Genomic DNA, 19,588 nt, shown 5'->3' with positions numbered 1-19,588 from the left:
CCTCCCGCCGCCCCTTCCCACCGAGTGCGCAGCTCACCCCCCTTCGCGCCGCGCAAAGCGGGGTGAGCTGCAGTTTCGGCGCAGGAGTGTGCCCTGCGGGTGCCGTCCGCGAGGCGAAGAAGCGGCCGGAAACCGTTGACAGGAATTAATCCAGTCGCTTTACTTATCGCAACGACGGGCCACTACTTTCACTTCCGTCGCCACCCGCCGTCCTCCTGCTGGCCAAAGGCGACCTGCAGAATCCCCGGCGGGTTCTCAATGGAGCAAAGGAGCACCATGCGAAAGTCAGTTCTCTGGGCCGCGCCCGCCATTCCCTTCCTGGTTCTCGCGGCCTCGGGCTGCGCGCCGGCGGGCAATGACGCCGAGGGCGGCGACAAGTCAATCACGGTGGCCTATCAGACAACCGCCACCTACACGCAGGTGGACAAGCTGATGAAGAAGGCCAAGGAGGATTTCGAAGAGGCCAATCCGGGATCGACCGTCGAGCTCGAGCCCATCCAGGCCGAGGAGAACGACTACGCCACCAAGCTCTCCCTGATGCAGCGTTCCCCCGACACGGCGCCGGATGTCTTCTACGAGGACAGCTTCCGCGTCCGGCCCGACGCCGAAGCGGGCTACCTCCTGGCCCTGGACGAGTACCTCGCCGAGTGGGAGGACTGGGACTCGGCATTTATCGACAGCGCCAAGCAGGCCGGCCTGGGCGCCGACGGAAAGACCTATGCGGTGCCGATGGGAACCGACACCCGCGCCCTCTGGTACAACACCGAGGTGTTCAAGGAGGCCGGGCTCGACGTGCCGTGGGAGCCGAAGACCTGGGATGACATCCTCAGCGCCGCCGAAAAGATCAAGGCGGCCATCCCCGACGCGGTCCCCTTCAACATCTACTCCGGCACCGGCATGGGCGAGGCTGCCTCGATGCAGGGCTTCGAGATGCTCCTCTACGGCACGGAGGACACCCTGTATGACACGCAAGAGGGCAAGTGGGTCGTGGGCTCACAGGGGTTCAGGGACTCCCTGCAGTTCATCTCCGACGTCTATGGAGGCGGCCTCGGCCCGGAGGTCGCCACGGCGCTCGACTCGAACTACTACCAGCAGCTCAACGGTGAGGGCTACCCCACCAACAAGGTCGGCGCCTCCATCGACGGCTCGTGGATCGCGGGGACCTGGCTCGAGACCGGGCCCGCCCCTTGGCCGGAGTGGTCCGAGGTCATGGCCGTCGCCCCCATGCCGACACAGAACGGGCAGGAGCCCGGCGCGACGAGTATGTCCGGCGGCTGGACCTTGGCCGTCGGGGCGAACACCAAGAACCCCGACATGGCGTTCGACTTCATCAGCACGGCGCTCAATAAGGACAACACCCTGTCCTTCAACAAGGACGCCTCCCAGGTTCCCGTGCGCAGCGACGTCGCCGAAGACCCCTCCTTCACCGAGTCCAGCCCGGTCAACAAGTTCTTCAGCGACCTCGTCGAAGTGACCCACTACCGCCCCACCACCTCGGACTACCCCGAAATCTCGGGAAGCATCCAGCAGGCCATGGAGGCCGTCATGACCGGGGAACAGTCCGTCGAGGAGGCGGCAGACGCCTACGACGACGCGGTCCGCAACCTGGTCGGCGACGACAACGTCATCGAGAAGTGACAGCCACCCCGACCCGGACCGGCGGGGCCGGTAGGCCTCCGCAGGCTGCGCGGCGCCCGGCCGCCGCGGGCCGGACCCCCACTGCGCGCCGCTCACTGCGGCGCGCAGTGCCCCTCGTCCCCGCCGTCGTCCTGCTGGCGCTGTTCATGCTCGGCCCGGTGATCTGGTCCGTCTACGGATCCTTCACCAATGCGTCCCTGTCGGGCACGGCGGCCTCAAGCCCGCGGTTCGTCGGCCTCGACAACTATTCTGCGCTCATCACGGACCCCGACTTCCCGAATGCCCTGTGGCTGACCGTCGTGTTCCTGCTCCTCTCGGCGGTCATCGGGCAGAACTTCCTGGGCCTCGGGCTGGCCCTGCTGACCGCCGCGGCGCCCAAGGCCGTGCGCTCCATCGTCGCGACGACGGTGGTGACGGCGTGGGTCCTTCCGGAGATCGTGGCGGCCTTTGCCTGCTACGCCTTCTTCAGCTCCGACGGAACCCTGAACCGGATGCTCGCCGCCGTCAATGCGGAGCCGGTCGACTGGCTTTTCACCTACCCGATGGCCGCCGTCATCCTGGCCAATACCTGGAGGGGCACCGCGTTCTCGATGATGATCTACGAGGCCGCCCTGAACGACGTCGCCCCCGAGATCACCGAGGCCGCCGTCATCGACGGCGCCGGCGGGTGGAAACGCCTGACCTACGTCACGGTCCCCATGATCCGCAACAGCATCTCGACCAACCTGATGCTCATCACGCTGCAGACACTGTCCGTCTTCACCCTGATCTTCGTGATGACGAGCGGCGGACCGAACCAGCGCAGCACCACCCTGCCGATCTTCGCCTACGCCGAGGCCTTCGGGCTCGGGAAGATCGGCTACGGCACCGCCATCGCGACGGTCATGCTGCTCATCGGCGCGGTGTTCTCCATCCTCTACATCCGTGTTCTGAAACCGGGGGACAATTCATGACCACCTCCATCGCCTCACCCCGCAGGTCCATCTCACGGGGCATCTCCTCGGCCGTCCTGCTCGCGATCGCGGCCTGCTTCCTCCTGCCGCTGGCCTGGCTGCTCCTCGCGTCCCTCGACACCAAGGCAACCGCGTCGCTGAACCTGCCGGCGGAGTTTTCCCTGGCCAACTTCTCAGCGGTCCTCACCCCGGAGCAGACCCTGTGGCCGCTGTGGAACAGCTTCCTCCTCTCGGCCGGCTGCGCCGTCATCACCGTGCTCGCCGCGGTGCTCGCGGCCTATCCGTTGTCCCGCTACCAGGCCCGGTACAACAAGCCGTTCCTCTACGGGGTGCTGTTCGGGACCGGGCTGCCCATCACCGCGATGATGGTCCCCGTGTACAGCATGTTCGTTCGGCTGGGCCAGCTCGACAGCGTGGCCACGGTCGCGCTGTTCATGGCCGCGACCTCGCTGCCGATGGCGATCTGGATGACCAAGAACTTCATGGATTCGGTGCCGGTCAGCCTCGAGGAGGCCGCGTGGATCGACGGGGCGAGCGCGATGCGGGCGCTCCGCACCGTCGTCGTTCCGTTGATGCGCCCGGGCCTCGCCGTGGTCTTCATCTTCGTGTTCATCCAGGCGTGGGGGAATTTCTTCATCCCCTTCATCCTGCTGCTCTCGAACCACAAGCAGCCCGCCGCCGTGACGGTGTTCAACTTCTTCGGCCAGTACGGAAGCATCGCCTACGGGCAGCTTGCGGCCTTCTCCCTGCTCTACTCGATTCCGGTCATCGTCCTCTACATCCTGGTCACCAAGGGCATCGGCGGTTCCTTCGCCACCGCCGGGGCGATCAAGGGCTGACCGCCCCGGCTCCATTTCCCCGTGGCCTGTGGCCACCGCCGGTTCCCCCGGCCCAACGCACCCGAAAGGTCCCTCAATGCACTACGACAGCCCCCTCGTCGAGGCCCGCATCCGGCGTTTCCGCGGAGAACGGGTCCAGCCGGCCCTCTACCGAAGCACCTCCTCCCTCACCCTCAGCTCCTGGGAGGTGCCCGACGAGCCCGTGCCCTTCGAGGAGGCTGTGCGTAACGAGTTCACCCCCGCCGGGCACGGAATGTACTGGGGCAAGCCGTGGGGCACCGTCTGGTTCCACGCCGAGGGGAAGATTCCCGCCGTCTGGGCGGACGAGCAGGACACCCGGGTCGAACTCGTCGTCGACCTGGGCTTCACCGGGGCGCAGCCCGGATTCCAGGCCGAGGGCACGGTGTACTCGGCGTCGGGCCGCATCCTGAAGGCCGTCGAGCCCCTGAACCGCGGCGTCCGGCTCGATACCGGGCTCGGTGAGCCCATCGACCTCTACATCGAGGCCGCGGCGAACCCCAACGTCGCCCAGGACTTCCTGTTCATCCCCACCCCCTACGGGGACAGAGCCACGGCCGGGGACGCTCGACTGTACCGCCTCGCCCAGATCGAAGTCGGCCTGCTCGACCTGACGGTGTGGGAGCTGGAGCAGGACTTCGCCGCCCTGCTGGGACTGCTCGGGCAGCTGCCCGCGTCCTCCCAGCGGCGCGCCGAGATCCTCCGCGCCCTCGACCGGGCCGTCGACGAGATGGACCCCGACGACGTCGCCGGCACCGCGCAGCTCGGCCGGGACATCCTGGCGCCTGCGCTCGCCAAGCCCGCGTCGGCGAGCGCGCACCGGCTCCACGCCGTCGGGCACGCCCACATCGACTCCGCGTGGCTGTGGCCGACCCGTGAGACGGTCCGGAAGGTTGCGCGGACCTTTTCCAACGTGTGCGACCTCATCGACGAAAACCCCGACTTCGTCTTCGCGGCATCCTCGGCCCAGCAGTACGCGTGGCTCAAGGCCTCCTACCCTGAGCTCTTCGACCGGGTGAAGGAGAAGGTGGCGGCCGGAAACTTCGTCCCCGTCGGCGGGATGTGGGTCGAATCCGACACCAACCTGCCCGGCGGGGAGGCCCTCGCGCGCCAGTTCGTGGCCGGCAAGAACTTCTTCCTCCGCGAGTTCGGCGTCGAGTGCGAGGAGGTGTGGCTGCCCGATTCCTTCGGCTACTCGGCGGCGCTGCCCCAGATCATGGCCGCCGCCGGGGCGCGCTGGTTCCTGACGCAGAAGATCTCGTGGAACGAGACGAACACCATGCCGCACCATACCTTCCGCTGGGAGGGTATCGACGGCACCCAGCTGTTCACTCACTTCCCTCCCGTGGACACCTACAACTCGACCCTGAGCGGCGAGGAACTGGCCCGCGCCGAGAGCCAGTACGCGGAGAAGGGAATCGGCACCACCTCGATGGTCCCCTTCGGCCACGGCGACGGCGGCGGCGGACCGACCCGCGAGATGATCGCCGCCGCCCGGCGGACCTCCTCTCTCGAGGGATCGCCCACGGTGGCCCTCTCCAGTCCCCGGGCCTTCTTCGAGGACGCGGAGGCGGAGTATCCGCAGCCACCGGTCTGGTCCGGCGAGCTCTACCTTGAGTTCCACCGCGGCACCTACACCTCCCAGGCCCGCACCAAGCGCGGCAACCGGCGATCCGAGCACCTGCTGCGGGAGGCCGAACTGTGGGCCACGACGGCGGCCGTGCGCACCGGGGCCGCCTATCCGGAGCAGGAGCTGCGGGAGATCTGGGAGGTGGTGCTGCTCCAGCAGTTCCACGACATCCTGCCCGGCTCCTCCATCGCCTGGGTCCATCAGGAGGCCGAGCGCAACTACGCCGACGTGGCGGTACGGCTCGGGGCGATCATCGACAGCGCCGCCCGCAGCCTCCTCGGGACCGGGCCGCACACCGCGGTGCTCAACGCCTCGCCCTACCCTGTCGACGGCGTCCCGGCGCTGTCTGCCGCCGCACAGGACCGGCAGCCCGGCGCGGGCACTATCAGCGCGGCCGACGGCGGCTACCGGCTCGAGAACGCCGCGGTCCGGGTCTTCGTTGACGGCACCGGGCTGGTGCGCTCCGTCTACGACGTCGCCGCCGGGCGGGAGCTGGTGCCCGACGGCGCAGCGGCGAACCTCCTGCAGCTGCACCGCGACACTCCCACCCAGTGGGATGCCTGGGACATCGATGAGCACTACCGCCGGAACACGCGCGACCTCACCGAGCTCATGGACCTGCGGGTCGTCGACGGGCCCGGCGGCCCGGCGCTGCGGATCGAACGGGAGTTCAGCGCCTCTCGGGTGGTCCAGTTCCTCTCCCTCGACGGCACCGAGCCGAGGCTCGATATCCGGACCGAGGTCGACTGGCACGAACAGAAGAAACTGCTCAAGCTCGCCTTCCCGCTCGATGTGCACGCCGACCGCGCCACCTCCGAGATCCAGTTCGGCCATATCCACCGGCCCACCCACGCCAACACCTCCTGGGACGCCGCCCGCTTCGAAACGGTGGCGCACCGCTGGGTGCACGTCGGCGAAACCGGCTATGGGGTGGCCGTGGCGAACGATTCGACCTACGGCCACGACGTCGCGCGCTCGTCCTCGACCGGCCGGGGATCGACCACCACCGTGCGCCTGTCGCTGCTGCGGGCTCCGACCTTTCCGGACCCGACGTCCGACCAGGGCCGGCATCTGATGAATGTGTCGCTACGGGTGGGCGCCGGCATTCCTGAGGCGGTGCGCGAAGGGTACCGGCTCAACCTGCCGCTGCGGACCGTTGAGGGCGTGGGCGCTCCGGACGCCGCTCCCCTGTTCACCGTCGACTCCGATGCGCTCGTCATCGAGGCGGTCAAGCTGGCCGAGGACGGCAGCGGCGACGTCGTCGTGCGCCTCTACGAGGCGCACGGGACGCGGGCCCGGGGAACCCTCACGGCCGGCTTCGCGTTCACCTCGGTGGGTGAAACCGACCTGCTGGAGCGGCCCGTCGAGGGTGCCGCTCTCCGCCGGGCGGAATCGCCGGCAGTGGAGCTGGAGCTGCGGCCGTTCCAGCTCGCAACGCTAAGATTTGCACGCAGGGCTTAAGCCGGGGAGCCCGATCGACGGAGAGGTTGTGCCTTGAGCGCTGAATTTGGTGCGCCGTCGCGCCGGGGCACCAACCTTCCCCGGATGGGCGACTTCAACCAGACGGTGGTCCTCGATGCCATTCGGCGGTCCCCGGACGGGCTCAGCCGCATTGAGCTGGCGGGTGCCACCGGCCTGTCCGCGCAGACACTCTCGAACATCGCCCGGCGCCTGCTCGACCAGGCGCTGATCGTCGAATCGGGCACGGTGAGGAAGGGGCGCGGGAAGCCGCGGACGGTCCTCACCCTGAACCCGACGGCGGGATACGCGGTGGGCGTGCACCTCGATCCGGCGGTCATCACCTTCGTGATCCTCGACCTCAGCGGCCGGGTCGTCGCCCACTCCACGCGGCGCACGCCGGTGGAGCCCGGCGCCGAGGCGATTGTGGATGTCATGGCCTCGGCCGTCGCCGACCTGCTGGCCGGTGCGGGGGTTGACCGGGGCCTCGTGCTGGGCGTCGGGGTCGCATCTCCCGGCCCCATCGACCCCGAGCACGGCGTCGTTGTCGATCCTCCCTTCCTTCGGGGATGGCACCAGGTGCCCCTGCGGAGCTCCCTCAGCGAGGCGACCGGCTTCCCGGTGGTGCTTGAAAAGGACGTCGCCGCGGCGGCCGTGGCGGAGATCTGGGGCAGTCACAGCGAGTCGCCGGAGAACTTCCTCTTCGTCTACCTCGGGACCGGCATCGGCATGGGCCTGGTGTCGGGCGGCTCGGTGCTCCGCGGGCGGACGCAGAACGCCGGCGAGGTCGGGCACATCGTCGTGGCCCCCGACGGGCCGGCCTGCACCTGCGGACTGCGGGGCTGCCTGGCGGTGACCTGCATGCCGCAGAACCTCGTGCAGGAGGCCGTGCTGCTGGGCGTGCTCGACTATCCCGTGGACAACGCCGACCCGGGAGCGGTCGAAACGGCGTTCCTCGACCTGTGTGCCCGTGCGGTGGACGGGACGGCTGCCCGAAGGATCATCGACGTCTCCGCCGAGCGCGTGGCCAAGGCCGTCTCCGTGCTGACGAACGCCCTCGACTTCGACCGCGTGGTGTTCGGGGGTCCGTACTGGCCGCTGCTGGCCGGGTCCTACCTCCGCATCGTTCCGGACGTGCTGAGGAGGTTGACCGTGGCCCCGCACGCGGACGGGATCCAGATCGAGGGAACGGCCTTCGGCACCGATGTGGGCGCTGTCGGGGCCGCGTGCACGGTGTTCACCAACGCCCTCTCGCCCTCGCCCGAACAACTGCTGCTGCGGACCGACGGCCCCGGCCCGGCTCAGGCGGCCAGGGCCCGGCGGTAGAACTCCTCGAGGACCCGGATCTTGCGCTCGCTCCGGTGGGGTGAGCCGCCCGCGAGGTTCACGGCGACCGCGTCGAGGTGGGCATGCCAGCGGGCCATGAGCCGGGGAAGGCCCGCCCAGTCCTCAACGACCGCGCGCACCGTCACCCGGGTGCACTTCTTGCCCTCGCGGGTGAGGTCCACCTCGGCCAGCTCGACGAAGGGCTGGTCCTCGGGGTCCGCGGTCAGCGCATCATTGACAAGGAGCAGTTTCCCTTCGTAGCGCCGGTCGAAACGGACGAGGGCCACGCCCTCCTCCTCTTCGAGCACGCCCATGCTGGGTGAAAGCGCGAAGCGCCGGCAGTAGGCGTCGCGCAGCTCCATCCAGTCCGTCCCCGGCCCCTCCGCCGGCAGGCCCGCCGCCGCCGCGCGCAGGGCCCCGAGCAGCAGCTGCCAGCCCGCCGCTCCCTCGGCCAGGAATTCGTCGGTCTCCGGGTGCAGCCGGAGTTGGAGGAGGGTGCCGCCGTTGCTGGGCAGCACCCGGAACTCGACGATCGAGACGAGGCCGAACTCGTCCTCCCAGGTGAACTGCACGCTGGTGGGCGGGTCAATGTGCACCACGGTGCCGTTGATGATTCCGCCATCGAGTTCGAGGGAGAACTCCTTGCCCAGCTTCAGCCCCGGGCTAAGCCGTCCGAGCCAGCGCTCGAGCCTCGGCGGCGAGGTCAGCAGTTCCCACAGATACGACCGCGGGTAGTCGAACTGCTCGTCGAAGGCCAGGACGTGGTTCCCGTGGACCTGCTCGACCCGTCCGGTGGGATCCGCCCGCCCGGGGCCGCCCGCGGGCGTTCCGCCGGGGTGGGTTTGCCCGGGCACGTTCGTACCGGCGGGGGTTTCGGTTCTGGTGCCTGCGTCCATGGTCCCTCCGGGTGGGTTAGCCACAACCTACTCCGGCTCCGGGCCCGACGGAAGACTCCTCCGGCGGCCCGTCCGGGCCGCCGGAGATCCTCAGGAGGCCCAGGGGCGGGCGAAGTCGGCCGCCGCGCGCAGCTCCCGCTCGAGGGCTTCGAGCTGGCGGGCGACGGCGGCCGGAGCGGTTCCGCCCTGGGCGTCCCTGCTGCCGAGGGACCCCTCGACGCTCAGGACCTCCCGCACCCCGGGGGTGAGGTGGGCGGAGATTCCCGCGTACTCCTCGTCGGTGAGACCGTCCAGGTCCACCCCGCGGCCCTCCGCGAGCCGCACCGCCGCGCCGGACAGTTCGTGCGCCTCACGGAAGGGAACCCCCTGCCTCACCAGCCATTCCGCGACATCGGTTGCCAGCGCAAACCCCTGGGGCGCCAGCGCTGCCATCCGTTCGGTGGAGAAGGTGAGGGTGGCGATCATCCCGGACACCGCCGGCAGCAGGAGCTCAAGGGTGTCGACGGCGTCGAACACCGGTTCCTTGTCCTCCTGGAGGTCCCTGTTGTAGGCAAGGGGCAGTCCCTTCAGGGTGGCCAGGAGCCCGGTGAGGTCTCCGATCAGCCGGCCGGCCTTGCCGCGGGCCAGCTCGGCGACATCCGGATTTTTCTTCTGCGGCATGATCGAGGAACCGGTGGAGAAGGAGTCATGAAGCGTCACAAAGGAGAACTCCTTGGTGGCCCAGAGAATGATCTCCTCGCTGATCCGGGACAGGTCGACGCCGATCATCGCCGCGACCCAGGCGAATTCGGCGTAGACGTCCCGGGAGGCGGTCCCGTCGATCGAGTTGTGCGTGGCCGAGTCGAACCCGAGGTCGGCGGCCACCGCCTCCGGGTCGAGGCCCAGCGAGGAGCCGGCCAGCGCCCCGGACCCGTAGGGCGAGACGCCCGCGCGCCGGTCCCAGTCCTGCAGCCGCTGCACATCGCGCAGCAGCGCCCAGGCGTGGGCGAGCAGGTGGTGGCTCAGCAGCACCGGCTGGGCGTGCTGCAGGTGGGTGCGCCCCGGCATGGGCGCCTCCGGGTGGGCCCGCGCCTGGCCGACGAGCGCGTCGACGACGGAGAGAACGCCGCCGGCGATGACGCGCGCGTGGTCGCGCAGGTACATGCGCCCGAGCGTGGCGACCTGGTCGTTCCGGGACCGGCCGGCGCGCAGCCGGCCCCCCAGCTCCGCGCCCGCCCGCTCGATCAGCCCGCGCTCGAGGGAACCGTGCACGTCCTCGTCCGAGTCCGCCGGGGTGTAGGCCCCGGAGCGGACATCGGCGTCGAGCGCGTCGAGGGCCTTCAGCATCCCGGCCAGCTCGCCCTCGTCCAGCAGCCCGGCCCGGTGCAGCACCCGGGCATGGGCCCGGGAGCCTTCGATGTCGTACACCGCGAGGCGCCAGTCGAAGTGCGTCGACTTGCTCAGCGCCGCCAGGGCGTCGGCCGGGCCGCCGTCGAACCGGCCGCCCCACAGCGATCCGGTGTTGGTGCTTCCGGTGGCGCGGGCCTCCACGTCAGGCCCCTGCCCGCTGGTCGCGGCCGGAGGCCACCTTGGAGGACAGGCCGAAGATCTCAATGAACCCGCGGGCCATCGACTGGTCGAAGGTGTCCCCCGTGTCGTAGGTGGCCAGGTTGAAGTCGTAGAGCGCGGTCTCGGACCGGCGGCCGGTGACGGTGGCGCGGCCGCCCTGGAGTTCCATCCGGATGTCGCCGCTGACGTATTTCTGGGTGTCCTCGATGAAGGTGTCGAGGGAGCGCTTCAGCGGGGAGAACCACTGGCCGTCGTACACCAGTTCGGTCCAGCGCTGGTCGACGGTCTTCTTGAAGCGGGCCTGCTCGCGCTCGACCGTGACGTTCTCGAGCTCGCGGTGGGCGGCGATGAGCGCCATCGCGCCGGGGGCCTCGTAGATCTCGCGGCTCTTGATGCCGACAAGGCGGTCCTCGACGATGTCGATGCGGCCCACGCCCTGCGCGCCGGCCCGGCGGTTGAGCTGTTCGACCGCCTGCAGCGGGGTGACGGGGCTGCCGTCGATCGCCACGGGGATGCCGCCGGCGAAGGTGATGATGACCTCGTCGGGCGCCGGGGAGGACTCGGGGGCGTCGGTGTAGTCGTAGACGTCCTTCGTGGGCCCGTTCCAGATGTCCTCGAGGAAGCCGGTCTCCACGGCGCGGCCCCACACGTTCTGGTCGATGGAGAACGGATTCTTCTTCGTGGTCTCGATCGGCAGGTTCTTCTCCTCGGCGAAGGCGATGGCCTTGTCCCGGGTCAGCGCGAGGTCGCGCACCGGGGCGATGCACTTCAGGTCCGGGCCGAGGGTCTGGATGCCGACCTCGAAGCGGACCTGGTCGTTGCCCTTGCCGGTGCAGCCGTGCGCCACCGTCGTCGCGCCGAACTCGCGGGCGGCCGCGACGAGGTGCTTGACGATGACCGGCCGGGACAGCGCCGAGACCAGGGGGTAGGCGTCCATGTACAGGGCGTTGGCCTTCAGGGCGGGCATGCAGTACTCGTTGGCGAACTCGTCCCGCGCGTCGGCGACGTAGGCTTCGACGGCGCCGCAGGCGAGGGCGCGCTGCCGGATGTCTTCGAGGGACTCACCGCCCTGTCCGACGTCGACCGCCACGGCGATCACCTCGGCGCCGGTGGCCTCGGCGATCCAGCCGATGGCCACCGAGGTGTCGAGTCCGCCGGAGTAGGCGAGAACAATGCGTTCGGTCACTGGGTGTGCTCCTTGGGTGAATCCCCGGACACGGCGTCCGGGAGGGGGTTTGAGGGTACGGGGTGGGGCTCGCCCGCGCTGAGGGGGTCGCGGGCGTAGTTCAGGAAGCGGTCGGCGACCTCCGCGCCGCCGTTCGGGTCGCGGGTCACGAGCATCACCGTGTCGTCCCCGGCGATGCTGCCGAGGATCGACGGCATGACCGAGTGGTCGATGGCGAGGGCGAGGAAGTTGGCGGCGCCCGGCGGGGTGCGCAGGATGACGAGGTTCGCCGAGGCTTCCGCGGTGACCAGGAGTTCGGCGCACAGCCTGGCGAGGCGCGCGTCGAGGATTTCCTGGGTCAGCCCGGTCTGCGGGGTCCGGCCGCCGCCCTCGCCCGGCACCGCGTACACGAGCGCCCCGTCGCGGCCGCGGATCCGCACTGCACCGAGTTCGACGAGGTCCCGGGAGAGGGTCGCCTGGTTGACCTGGACGCCGTCGGCGGCCAGCAGTGCGGCCAGTTCGGCCTGGGACCGCACCGACTGAGCGGTGAGCAGGGCGGTGATCCGGGCCTGGCGGGCGGTCTTCGTCGCCGGCCGGTGCGAGTCGCGGGTCACGGCGATCCGTCTTCCGGCGCAGGGTTGCGCAGTAGCCAGGCCAGGAGTGCCTTCTGCGCGTGCAGCCGGTTCTCGGCTTCGTCCCACACCACCGACTGGGGGCCGTCGATCACGTCGGCTGAGATTTCGTAGCCACGGTAGGCCGGCAGGCAGTGCAGGACGACGGCGTCGGGACGGGCCCGGCCCATCGCGGCCGCGTCGACGCCGTAGGGGCGGAACAGCTCGAGCCGGGCCGCCTTCTCCTCCTCCTGGCCCATGGAGACCCAGGTGTCGGTGGCCACCACGTCGGCGTCCCGGAGGGCCTCGGCCGGGTCCGTGGTGATGAGCACCGAGCCGCCGGTCGCCGCGGCCCGCTCCCGGGCGGCGTCGACGACGGCGCCGGCGGACAGGTGGCCTTCGGGGCCGGCGATCCGCACGTGCATGCCGGCGGTGGCCCCGGCGAGCAGGTAGGAGTTGGCCATGTTGTTGGCGGCGTCGCCGAGGTAGGCCAGGGTGAGCCCGGCGAGTTCGCCCTTGCGCTCGCGGATCGTCATGAGGTCCGCGAGCAGCTGGCAGGGGTGGTAGTCGTCGGAGAGGGCGTTGATGACAGGCACCGAGGACGCCGCGGCCATCTCCTCGAGCCCGGCCTGCGCGTAGGTGCGCCACACGACGGCCGCGGTCATGCGTTCGAGGACCTTCGCGGTGTCGGTGATCGACTCCTTGTGCCCGAGCTGGGTTTCCCCGGCGCCGATGATCAGCGGCGAGCCGCCGAGGTCGGCGATGCCTGCCGCGAAGGAGATCCGGGTCCGGGTGGAGGTCTTGTCGAAGATGACGGCCACCGTGCGGCGCCCGTGCTCCCCGCCCGCCAGCGGGGCGAGCGAGTAGGGGTCCTTCTTCAGCTCATCGGCGAGGTCGAGGACCTCGCGCTGCTCCGCGGGACTGAGGTCGGTGTCGACGAGGAAGTGTCGGGTCATGATGCGGCTCCTTGCGCGGTGGTGAGGATTCCGGGGAGGGCCTCAAGGAAGCTGTCGGCCTGCGGCCGGGTGAGGATCAGCGGTGGCGCCAGGCGCAGCGTGCGCTCCGCGGTGCTGTTAATGATGAATCCCGCGTTCAGCGCCGCCTGGACCGCCGCGGGCGCGTACCCGCCGTCCAGGTCGAACCCGACGAGGAGCCCGGCGCCCCGGGTCTCGACCACCCCGGGCACGGCGGCCAGCCCGGCGCGCAGGTGCTCCCCCAGGGTCCGGGCGTTGTCGAGGGCACCGGTCTCCTCGAGGACGGCGAGGGTGGCAAGGCCCGCGGCGCCGGCGACCGGGTTGCCGCCGAACGTCGTCCCGTGCTGGCCGGCGGTGAGCAGGCCCGACGCCGGCCCGTAGGTCATCAGCGCGCCGACCGGGAATCCGCCGCCGAGGCCCTTGGCCAGGGTCATGGCGTCGGGGACGATCCCCTCGGCCTGGTGGGCGAACCAGGTGCCGGTGCGGCCGATGCCGGTCTGCACCTCGTCGAGGATGAGCAGGGCGCCGTGTTCCGCGGTGGCTTCCCGGGCCCGCCGGAGGTAGCCCGGCGGCAGCGGGCGCACGCCCGCCTCGCCCTGGATCGGCTCGAGGAACACTGCGGCCACCGTGTCGTCGACGGCGTTCAGCAGGGCCTCCGGGTCCCCGAACGGAAGGTGCTCCACTCCCCCCGGAAGCGGCTGGAACGGCTCCCGGTAGGCCGGTTTCGCGGTCAGGGCCAGGGCGCCCATGCTGCGGCCGTGGAAGGCACCGTCGAGGGCGAGGATCCGGGTGCGGGTGGGCGAACCGTTCCGGCGGGCCAGCTTGAACGCGGCCTCGGTGGCCTCGGTCCCGGAGTTGGTGAAGAACACCCGGGAACCGTCCGGGGCTCCGGCGAGCGCCAGCAGCTTCTCGGCGAGCGCGATCTGGGTGGGGCTCGTGAAGAAGTTGGACACGTGGCCCAGGGTTGCCAGCTGGGCCGAGACCACCGAGGTGACGAACGGGTGGGCATGGCCCAGGGTGTTCACCGCGATTCCGCCGAGCAGGTCGAGGTAGGTGTTGCCGTCCGCGTCCTCGACGGTGCATCCGCTGCCGCGCACCAAGACGCGCTGCGGGGCGCCGAAGACTCCGAGGAGGGACGTACCGTACCGGGCCAGCCAGTCCGCACCGGACGCCGGGGTGCCCGTGGGTGCGCCGAGCCGCGCCAGGAAATCCGCTCCGCCGGCCTCGGGCGCTCCCCCGGTTCCGCCGCTCACACCCGGGCCTCCGACGCTCATGCCCGGGCCTCCGGCGCTTGGGCGGGGGTGTCGGCGGTGACCTGGGTGCCGATTCCTGCGTTGGTGAAGGTCTCGAGGATCAGGGAGTGGGCCAGCCGCCCGTCGATGACGGAGGCGCTCTCCACGCCGTCGTCGACGGCCTTGAGGCAGGCCTTCATCTTCGGGATCATTCCCGCCGCCAGCGAGGGCAGCAGTTCCCGCAGCTCCGCGGCCGGGAGGGAGGAGATCAGCGAGTCCTTGTCGGGCCAGCTGCGGTACAGCCCCTCGACGTCGGTGAGGATGACGAGCCGGGAGGCCCCCAGCGCCGCGGCCAGGGCCGCCGCCGCGGTGTCCGCATTGACGTTGAGCACCTGCCCGGTCCCGGCGCCGTCGCCGTCGGTCTCCGGGGCAACGGTGGAGATCACCGGGATCCGGCCGGCCTCGAGGATGTCAAGGATGGCGCCGGGGTTTACCCCGGTGACCTCCCCCACCAGGCCGAGGTCGATCTCCTGCCCGTCGACGACGGTGCCGGTGCGCGCTGCCTGCAGCAGGCCGCCGTCCTCGCCGCTGAGTCCCACGGCGTAGGGGCCGTGGGCGTTGATCAGGCCCACCAGTTCCCGGCCGACCTGCCCGGTAAGCACCATGCGCACCACGTCCATGGCCTCGGCGTTGGTGATCCGCAGGCCGCCGGCGAATTCGGATTCAATGCCCAGGCGGCCGAGCATCGAGCTGATCTGCGGTCCACCGCCGTGCACCACGACCGGCCGGACGCCGACGTGGTGCAGGAACACGATGTCCTCGGCAAAGGCGCGTCGCAGGTCGTCGTTGATCATCGCGTTGCCGCCGTACTTGATCACCATGGTGGTTCCGGCGAAGCGCTGGATCCAGGGCAGCGCCTCGACCAGGGCGGCGGCGGTGCCCTGCGCCCGGAGCAGGCCGGCTGCGGAGGCGGCGGAGTGCGTCACGTTCGGTCCTTCTCTCAGCTCGAGTAGGCGGAGTTCTCATGCACGTATTCGTGCGTGAGGTCGTTGGTCCAGATGGTGGCGCTGGCCGCCCCGGCCGCGAGGTCGATCTCCACGGCGACCTCCCGGCCCGACAGGTCGACGAGGTCACGGGAGTCTCCGATGCCGCCGTTGCGGCAGATCTGCACCCCGTTCATCGACACGTTCAGGCGGTCGGGTTCGAACGCTGCGTCGGTGGTGCCCACGGCCGCCAGGACCCGCCCCCAGTTGGGGTCATTGCCGAAGATCGCCGTCTTGAAGAGGTTCGAGCGTGCCACTGCGCGCCCCACGGTTTCGGCGTCGGCCTCGGAGGCTGCACGGACCGTGGTGATGGCGATGGTGTGGCTGGCCCCCTCGGCGTCGGTGATCAGCTGGGCGGCAAGGTCGAGGCAGACGCCGGTCAGCGCGGAGGCGAACTGGTCCGGATCGGGGACAACTCCGCTGGCTCCCGAGGCGAGCAGCACCACGGTGTCGTTGGTCGACATGCACCCGTCGGCGTCGGTCCGGTCGAAGCTGACCCGCACGGCGGCCCGCAGCGCTGCGTCGAGCTGCACCGGGGAGAGCACGGCGTCGGTGGTGAGCACCACGAGCATGGTCGCGAGCCCGGGAGCAAGCATTCCCGCACCCTTGGCCATCCCCCCGATCGAGTACCCCTCGCTCGCGGTGTCGGGGGAAGCCGGATAGCGCCCCTCCTTGGGAACGGTGTCCGTGGTCATAATGGCCTCGGCGGCGGCCGGGCCTCCGGCGGAGCTGAGGTTTCCGGCTGCCTCCGAGACGCCCGCCAGCAGCTTGTCCATCGGCAGCTGCTCCCCGATCAGCCCGGTGGAGCAGACGAAGACGTCCGTCGCGGAGACGCCCAGCAGGTCCGCCGTGGCCTCGGCCGTGCGGTGGGTGTTGGCGAATCCCTCCGGGCCGGTGCAGGCGTTGGCTCCCCCGGAGTTCAGGACGACCGCGTCGACCCGGCCGTCCGAGACGACCTGGCGCGACCAGAGCACCGGCGCCGCGGCGACCCGGTTGGAGGTGAAGACCGCCGCGGCGTGCTTCAGTGGCCCGTCATTGACGACGAGGGCGACGTCGGAGCCGCCGGAGGCCTTCAGGCCCGCGGCAACGCCGGCGGCGCGGAAGCCGCCCGGGGTGGTGATGCTCATGGTGCTGTCCCCTGGAGGGTCAGGCCCGCGGTCTCGTCGAGTCCGAGGGCGATGTTCATTGACTGGACGGCCCCGCCGGCGGTTCCCTTGGTGAGGTTGTCGATGACGCAGCTGACGATCACCCGCCCGGCGTGCGCGTCGAAGGCGAGCTGGAGGTTGGCGTAGTTGGAGCCCAGCACCGCCTTCGTGGCCGGCCACTGCCCCTCCGCCAGGAGCCGCACGAAGGGCTCGGCGCCGTAGGCGTCGGCCCAGGCGGCCCGCAGCGCCTCCGCCGTGGTGCCCGGACGCACCCGCGCCGTCGCCGTGGTGAGGATGCCGCGCGCCATGGGGGCGAGGGTCGGGGTGAAGGAAATCCGCACCGCCTCCCCCGCGGCGGCGCTGAGACCCTGTTCGATCTCCGGAGTGTGCCGGTGGCTTCCGCCGACGCCGTACGGGCTCATTCCACCCATCACTTCGGAGCCGAGGAGGTGTGCCTTGGCGGCCTTTCCCGCCCCCGAGGTGCCCGAGGCGGAGACGATGACGACGTCGTCGGGCTCCAGCAGGCCCGCCGCGAACCCGGGGACGAGGGCGAGCAGGGCGGAGGTCGGGTAGCAGCCGGGCACGGCGATCCGGCGGGCGCCGCGCAGTGCCTCCCGGTGTCCGGGGAGCTCGGGCAGTCCGTACGGCCAGGTACCTGCGTGCACCGAGCCGTAAAAGGCCTCCCACGCGGCGGGGTCCTCGAGGCGGTGGTCGGCTCCGGCGTCGATGACGAGGGTGTCCGGGGACAGCTCGGCGGCGAGGCCGGCGCTGGCACCGTGGGGAAGGGCGAGGAAGACGACGTCGTGCCCCTTGAGCGTCTCGGCCGAGGTCTCCTCGAGGACCCGGTCGGCGAGCGCGTGGAGGTGCGGCTGGAGCGCACCGAGCCGCTCGCCGGCGTTGCTGTGGGCGGTGATGGCGCCGATTTTCACCTGCGGATGCGATGCGAGGAGCCGCAGCAGCTCCCCGCCGGCGTACCCGCTGGCTCCCGACACGGCAACTGAAAGACTCATTCCGCAAGCATACGGCAGATTTATGCAGACCTCCACATAGTTATGCACACGATCGAGGGCGGTGGTCGGATGGCGGACGAAGCGGACCGCGCCTAGCATGAGGATTTACCCCAACGAACGGAGCCCCACCATGGCGAAGGCCATCCTCCTCACCGAGACCGGCGGCCCCGGAGTCCTGACCAGCACCGAGGTGCCGCGCCCGGAACCGCAGGGCACCCAACTGCTGGTCGAGGTCGCCGCGGCCGGCGTCAACTTCATCGAGACCTACCAGCGCAGCGGCGCCTACCCCCTTGAGCTGCCCTTCCCCCTGGGTGCCGAGGCCGCCGGCGTCGTGGTGGGCCTTGGGCCTTCCGCTGCGGGATTCGCGGTGGGAGACCGGGTGGCCTTCGCCGAGGGCACCGGCACCTACGCCCAGTACGCGCTGGTGGAGGCGGACAAGGCACTGCCGGTGCCCGACGGCGTGGACCTGGAGACGGCCGCCGCCGCCCCCCTGCAGGGCCTGACGGCGCACTACCTCATCAACTCCACCTTCCCGGTGGCTTCCGGCCAGACGGTGCTGGCCCATGCGGGGGCCGGTGGTGTGGGCCTGCTGCTGATCCAGCTGCTCAAGGCCAAGGGCGCGCGGGTGATCACGACGGTGTCCACCGCGGAGAAGGAGGAACTGGCCCGCGGCGCCGGGGCGGATGAGGTGCTCCGGTATGACGGGTTCGCCGAGGCGGTCCGGGAGCTCACCGGCGGCACCGGCGTCGATGTCGTGTACGACGGGGTGGGCAAGAGCACCTTCGACGGCTCGCTGGACTCGCTGCGGGTGCGCGGCACCATGGTCCTCTTCGGGGCGGCGTCGGGCGCGGTCCCCCCGGTCGACCCGCAGCGGCTGAACCGGGGCGGGTCGCTGTTCCTGACCAGGCCGACGCTCGGCCACTACCTGCTCACCGCCGAGGAGCGCCGCTGGCGGGCCGGCGAGTTGTTCGATGCCGTCTCCACCGGTGCCCTGACGGTCCGGATCGGAGCGAGGTATCCCCTGGCGGAGGCCGCGCGCGCCCATGAGGACCTTCAGGCCCGCCGGACCACCGGGAAGGTGCTCCTGATCCCCTGAGCCCCGGCGGCGGGATCAGCCCCAGTACGCCGTGAGGCAGGCCTGGGGGCCGCTCGTTGAACCTTTTCCGGCGGCTCCCAGGAGGAACGCCTCCCGCCGCTCCCTGCCCGATCCGTACCCGGCACCCGGCTGGCGGGCTCCCATGGCCGCGACCGAGGCCAGTGCCTGATCGACGGCTGGCGCATCCAGGGAGCTGGGGGCCTGCGAGTTGGCTGCCCAGGCACCGGCGAAGCAGTCGGCAATCAGTTCCTTATGTGCTCCGGTGAATTCGGGGATCGGGACCGCAAACTTCTCGAACCAGTGGATCGCCAGTTCGTCCTGCACATGGTGGCCGAATTCGTGGGCGAGCACCAACGCCACGGCAAAGTCGCCGGTGCCTCCTGCGCCGCGGTCGGCGTCCCACAGCCGCTGGAGGGTTGTCACCGGCAGGATGATCATGCCGTTGTCCGAGTCGCTGATGCCCAGGGTGCCGGTGGGGTCGCCGGGGTCGTAGGGATCGGCCGGGCAGTAATAAGCGTTGGGGTGGTCGTGCTCGACGGCGATGCGGTGCCGGGTGCGGGGATTCCTGCAGTTCGAGGGATGGGTCTTCCCCTCACGGATCATCGTGTAGTAGACCTCCGGTCTCCCGAAACCGTTCTCGCCGAACCAGGCAATCCATTTCCGATAAGGTCCCTGAGCACCGCCAGAAGGTAGGCCCGCACGGTTGCGGGGACCGCCGGGTCATTTATCCCGCTGGCGGGCGGAAGCCGTCCCGGCGGCGCCGGAGATAGAGCCAGCAGACAGACGGGCTCGTCCCCCCGGGTGCACCCGGGGGCCTGGACCGCCGGCCCGGCACCGGTCGGATCCGACGGTGGCGCAGGCGGCGCGGACATAGGGTACCAGCGCTTTGGGGCCTGGTCCCGGGCCCCTCCCGACCCGTAGAGGGAAGACGTTCCGGCCGTTGACGGTGAAGCCTCCGGCACGCTCGTCTGCGCCGGAGGGGGCGTGCAGGCGGTGATCAGGCAGA

The 19,588-nt window shown here is 70.5% G+C and carries 16 protein-coding genes; 6 read left to right on the top strand and 10 right to left on the bottom strand.

Annotation, left to right across the window (positions count from 1 at the left end; translation table 11 throughout):
- Window positions 1-276 precede the first annotated feature (276 nt).
- The 5 genes from I6N91_RS10090 (at window position 277) to I6N91_RS10070 (ending at window position 7,862) form a co-directional block, all read left to right on the top strand.
- Window positions 277-1,638: an extracellular solute-binding protein gene (locus I6N91_RS10090; protein WP_233091681.1), complete on the top strand. Its 1,362-nt coding sequence runs from the start codon at window positions 277-279 to the stop codon at window positions 1,636-1,638.
- Window positions 1,635-2,591: a carbohydrate ABC transporter permease gene (locus I6N91_RS10085; protein ID WP_374058937.1), complete on the top strand. Its 957-nt coding sequence runs from the start codon at window positions 1,635-1,637 to the stop codon at window positions 2,589-2,591. The genes I6N91_RS10090 and I6N91_RS10085 overlap by 4 nt, the downstream gene beginning before the upstream one ends.
- Window positions 2,588-3,430: a carbohydrate ABC transporter permease gene (locus I6N91_RS10080; RefSeq protein ID WP_198812417.1), complete on the top strand. Its 843-nt coding sequence runs from the start codon at window positions 2,588-2,590 to the stop codon at window positions 3,428-3,430. The genes I6N91_RS10085 and I6N91_RS10080 overlap by 4 nt, the downstream gene beginning before the upstream one ends.
- A 76-nt stretch (window positions 3,431-3,506) precedes the next feature.
- On the top strand, window positions 3,507-6,539 hold the full coding sequence (locus I6N91_RS10075; RefSeq protein ID WP_198812416.1) for a glycoside hydrolase family 38 C-terminal domain-containing protein: 3,033 nt from the start codon (window positions 3,507-3,509) through the stop codon (window positions 6,537-6,539).
- Window positions 6,540-6,572: 33 nt separating this feature from the next.
- Window positions 6,573-7,862 carry an ROK family transcriptional regulator gene (locus I6N91_RS10070; RefSeq protein ID WP_307843313.1) on the top strand — a complete coding sequence of 430 codons (1,290 nt, stop codon included), beginning with the start codon at window positions 6,573-6,575 and terminating at the stop codon, window positions 7,860-7,862.
- Here I6N91_RS10070 and I6N91_RS10065 read toward each other — a convergent pair.
- The 9 genes from I6N91_RS10065 to argC all read right to left on the bottom strand — a co-directional run bounded on the left by I6N91_RS10065 (window position 7,838) and on the right by argC (window position 17,486).
- The gene (locus tag I6N91_RS10065; RefSeq protein ID WP_198812415.1) at window positions 7,838-8,758 is read right to left on the bottom strand and encodes an SRPBCC domain-containing protein; all 921 of its coding nucleotides are present in this window, start codon (window positions 8,756-8,758) and stop codon (window positions 7,838-7,840) included. The genes I6N91_RS10070 and I6N91_RS10065 overlap by 25 nt on opposite strands.
- Window positions 8,759-8,848: 90 nt before the next feature.
- On the bottom strand, window positions 8,849-10,288 hold the full coding sequence (gene argH / locus I6N91_RS10060; protein WP_198812414.1) for an argininosuccinate lyase: 1,440 nt from the start codon (window positions 10,286-10,288) through the stop codon (window positions 8,849-8,851).
- Window position 10,289: 1 nt separating this feature from the next.
- Window positions 10,290-11,492, bottom strand: coding sequence for an argininosuccinate synthase (locus tag I6N91_RS10055; protein WP_198812413.1), 1,203 nt, complete (start codon window positions 11,490-11,492; stop codon window positions 10,290-10,292).
- A complete protein-coding gene (locus I6N91_RS10050) occupies window positions 11,489-12,085 on the bottom strand; it encodes an arginine repressor (RefSeq protein ID WP_307843312.1) in 597 nt (198 codons plus the stop codon). The genes I6N91_RS10055 and I6N91_RS10050 overlap by 4 nt, the downstream gene beginning before the upstream one ends.
- Complete coding sequence (argF, locus tag I6N91_RS10045) at window positions 12,082-13,038, bottom strand: ornithine carbamoyltransferase (protein WP_198812412.1); 957 nt, start codon at window positions 13,036-13,038, stop codon at window positions 12,082-12,084. Before argF ends, I6N91_RS10050 begins: the two co-directional genes overlap by 4 nt.
- Window positions 13,035-14,330: an acetylornithine transaminase gene (locus tag I6N91_RS10040; RefSeq protein ID WP_198812411.1), complete on the bottom strand. Its 1,296-nt coding sequence runs from the start codon at window positions 14,328-14,330 to the stop codon at window positions 13,035-13,037. The genes argF and I6N91_RS10040 overlap by 4 nt, the downstream gene beginning before the upstream one ends.
- Complete coding sequence (argB, locus tag I6N91_RS10035; RefSeq protein WP_307843311.1) at window positions 14,327-15,274, bottom strand: acetylglutamate kinase; 948 nt, start codon at window positions 15,272-15,274, stop codon at window positions 14,327-14,329. The genes I6N91_RS10040 and argB overlap by 4 nt, the downstream gene beginning before the upstream one ends.
- A gap of 14 nt (window positions 15,275-15,288) precedes the next feature.
- Window positions 15,289-16,458, bottom strand: a complete 1,170-nt coding sequence (argJ, locus tag I6N91_RS10030; protein WP_198812410.1) for a bifunctional glutamate N-acetyltransferase/amino-acid acetyltransferase ArgJ — start codon at window positions 16,456-16,458, stop codon at window positions 15,289-15,291.
- A complete protein-coding gene (gene argC / locus I6N91_RS10025) occupies window positions 16,455-17,486 on the bottom strand; it encodes an N-acetyl-gamma-glutamyl-phosphate reductase (RefSeq protein ID WP_198812409.1) in 1,032 nt (343 codons plus the stop codon). Before argC ends, argJ begins: the two co-directional genes overlap by 4 nt.
- Window positions 17,487-17,616: 130 nt before the next feature.
- On the opposite strand from argC, the gene I6N91_RS10020 reads away from it, so the two are divergent.
- Complete coding sequence (locus tag I6N91_RS10020) at window positions 17,617-18,582, top strand: quinone oxidoreductase (protein ID WP_198812408.1); 966 nt, start codon at window positions 17,617-17,619, stop codon at window positions 18,580-18,582.
- Window positions 18,583-18,597: 15 nt separating this feature from the next.
- Here the strand turns inward: I6N91_RS10020 and I6N91_RS10015 are convergent, their stop codons facing one another.
- Window positions 18,598-19,185, bottom strand: coding sequence for a neutral zinc metallopeptidase (locus tag I6N91_RS10015; RefSeq protein WP_198812407.1), 588 nt, complete (start codon window positions 19,183-19,185; stop codon window positions 18,598-18,600).
- Window positions 19,186-19,588 lie beyond the last annotated feature (403 nt).

The organism is Arthrobacter sp. MSA 4-2 (genome assembly GCF_016405885.1).
Lineage (GTDB): Bacteria > Actinomycetota > Actinomycetes > Actinomycetales > Micrococcaceae > Arthrobacter_D.
Note: the sequence above shows the minus strand (reverse complement) of the source record. Positions and strands in the feature narration are given on the sequence as shown.

Excerpts from the sequence above, each read along its gene's own strand:
- I6N91_RS10020 (WP_198812408.1), top strand. The coding sequence starts at position 17,617 with ATGGCGAAGGCCATCCTCCTCACCGAGACCGGCGGCCCCGGAGTCCTG.
- argF (WP_198812412.1), bottom strand. The coding sequence starts at position 13,038 with ATGACCCGACACTTCCTCGTCGACACCGACCTCAGTCCCGCGGAGCAG.
- I6N91_RS10075 (WP_198812416.1), top strand. The coding sequence starts at position 3,507 with ATGCACTACGACAGCCCCCTCGTCGAGGCCCGCATCCGGCGTTTCCGC.
- argC (WP_198812409.1), bottom strand. The coding sequence starts at position 17,486 with ATGAGTCTTTCAGTTGCCGTGTCGGGAGCCAGCGGGTACGCCGGCGGG.
- I6N91_RS10015 (WP_198812407.1), bottom strand. The coding sequence starts at position 19,185 with ATGATCCGTGAGGGGAAGACCCATCCCTCGAACTGCAGGAATCCCCGC.
- argJ (WP_198812410.1), bottom strand. The coding sequence starts at position 16,458 with ATGAGCATCACCACCCCGGGCGGCTTCCGCGCCGCCGGCGTTGCCGCG.
- I6N91_RS10040 (WP_198812411.1), bottom strand. The coding sequence starts at position 14,330 with ATGAGCGTCGGAGGCCCGGGTGTGAGCGGCGGAACCGGGGGAGCGCCC.
- I6N91_RS10080 (WP_198812417.1), top strand. The coding sequence starts at position 2,588 with ATGACCACCTCCATCGCCTCACCCCGCAGGTCCATCTCACGGGGCATC.
- I6N91_RS10065 (WP_198812415.1), bottom strand. The coding sequence starts at position 8,758 with ATGGACGCAGGCACCAGAACCGAAACCCCCGCCGGTACGAACGTGCCC.
- I6N91_RS10090 (WP_233091681.1), top strand. The coding sequence starts at position 277 with ATGCGAAAGTCAGTTCTCTGGGCCGCGCCCGCCATTCCCTTCCTGGTT.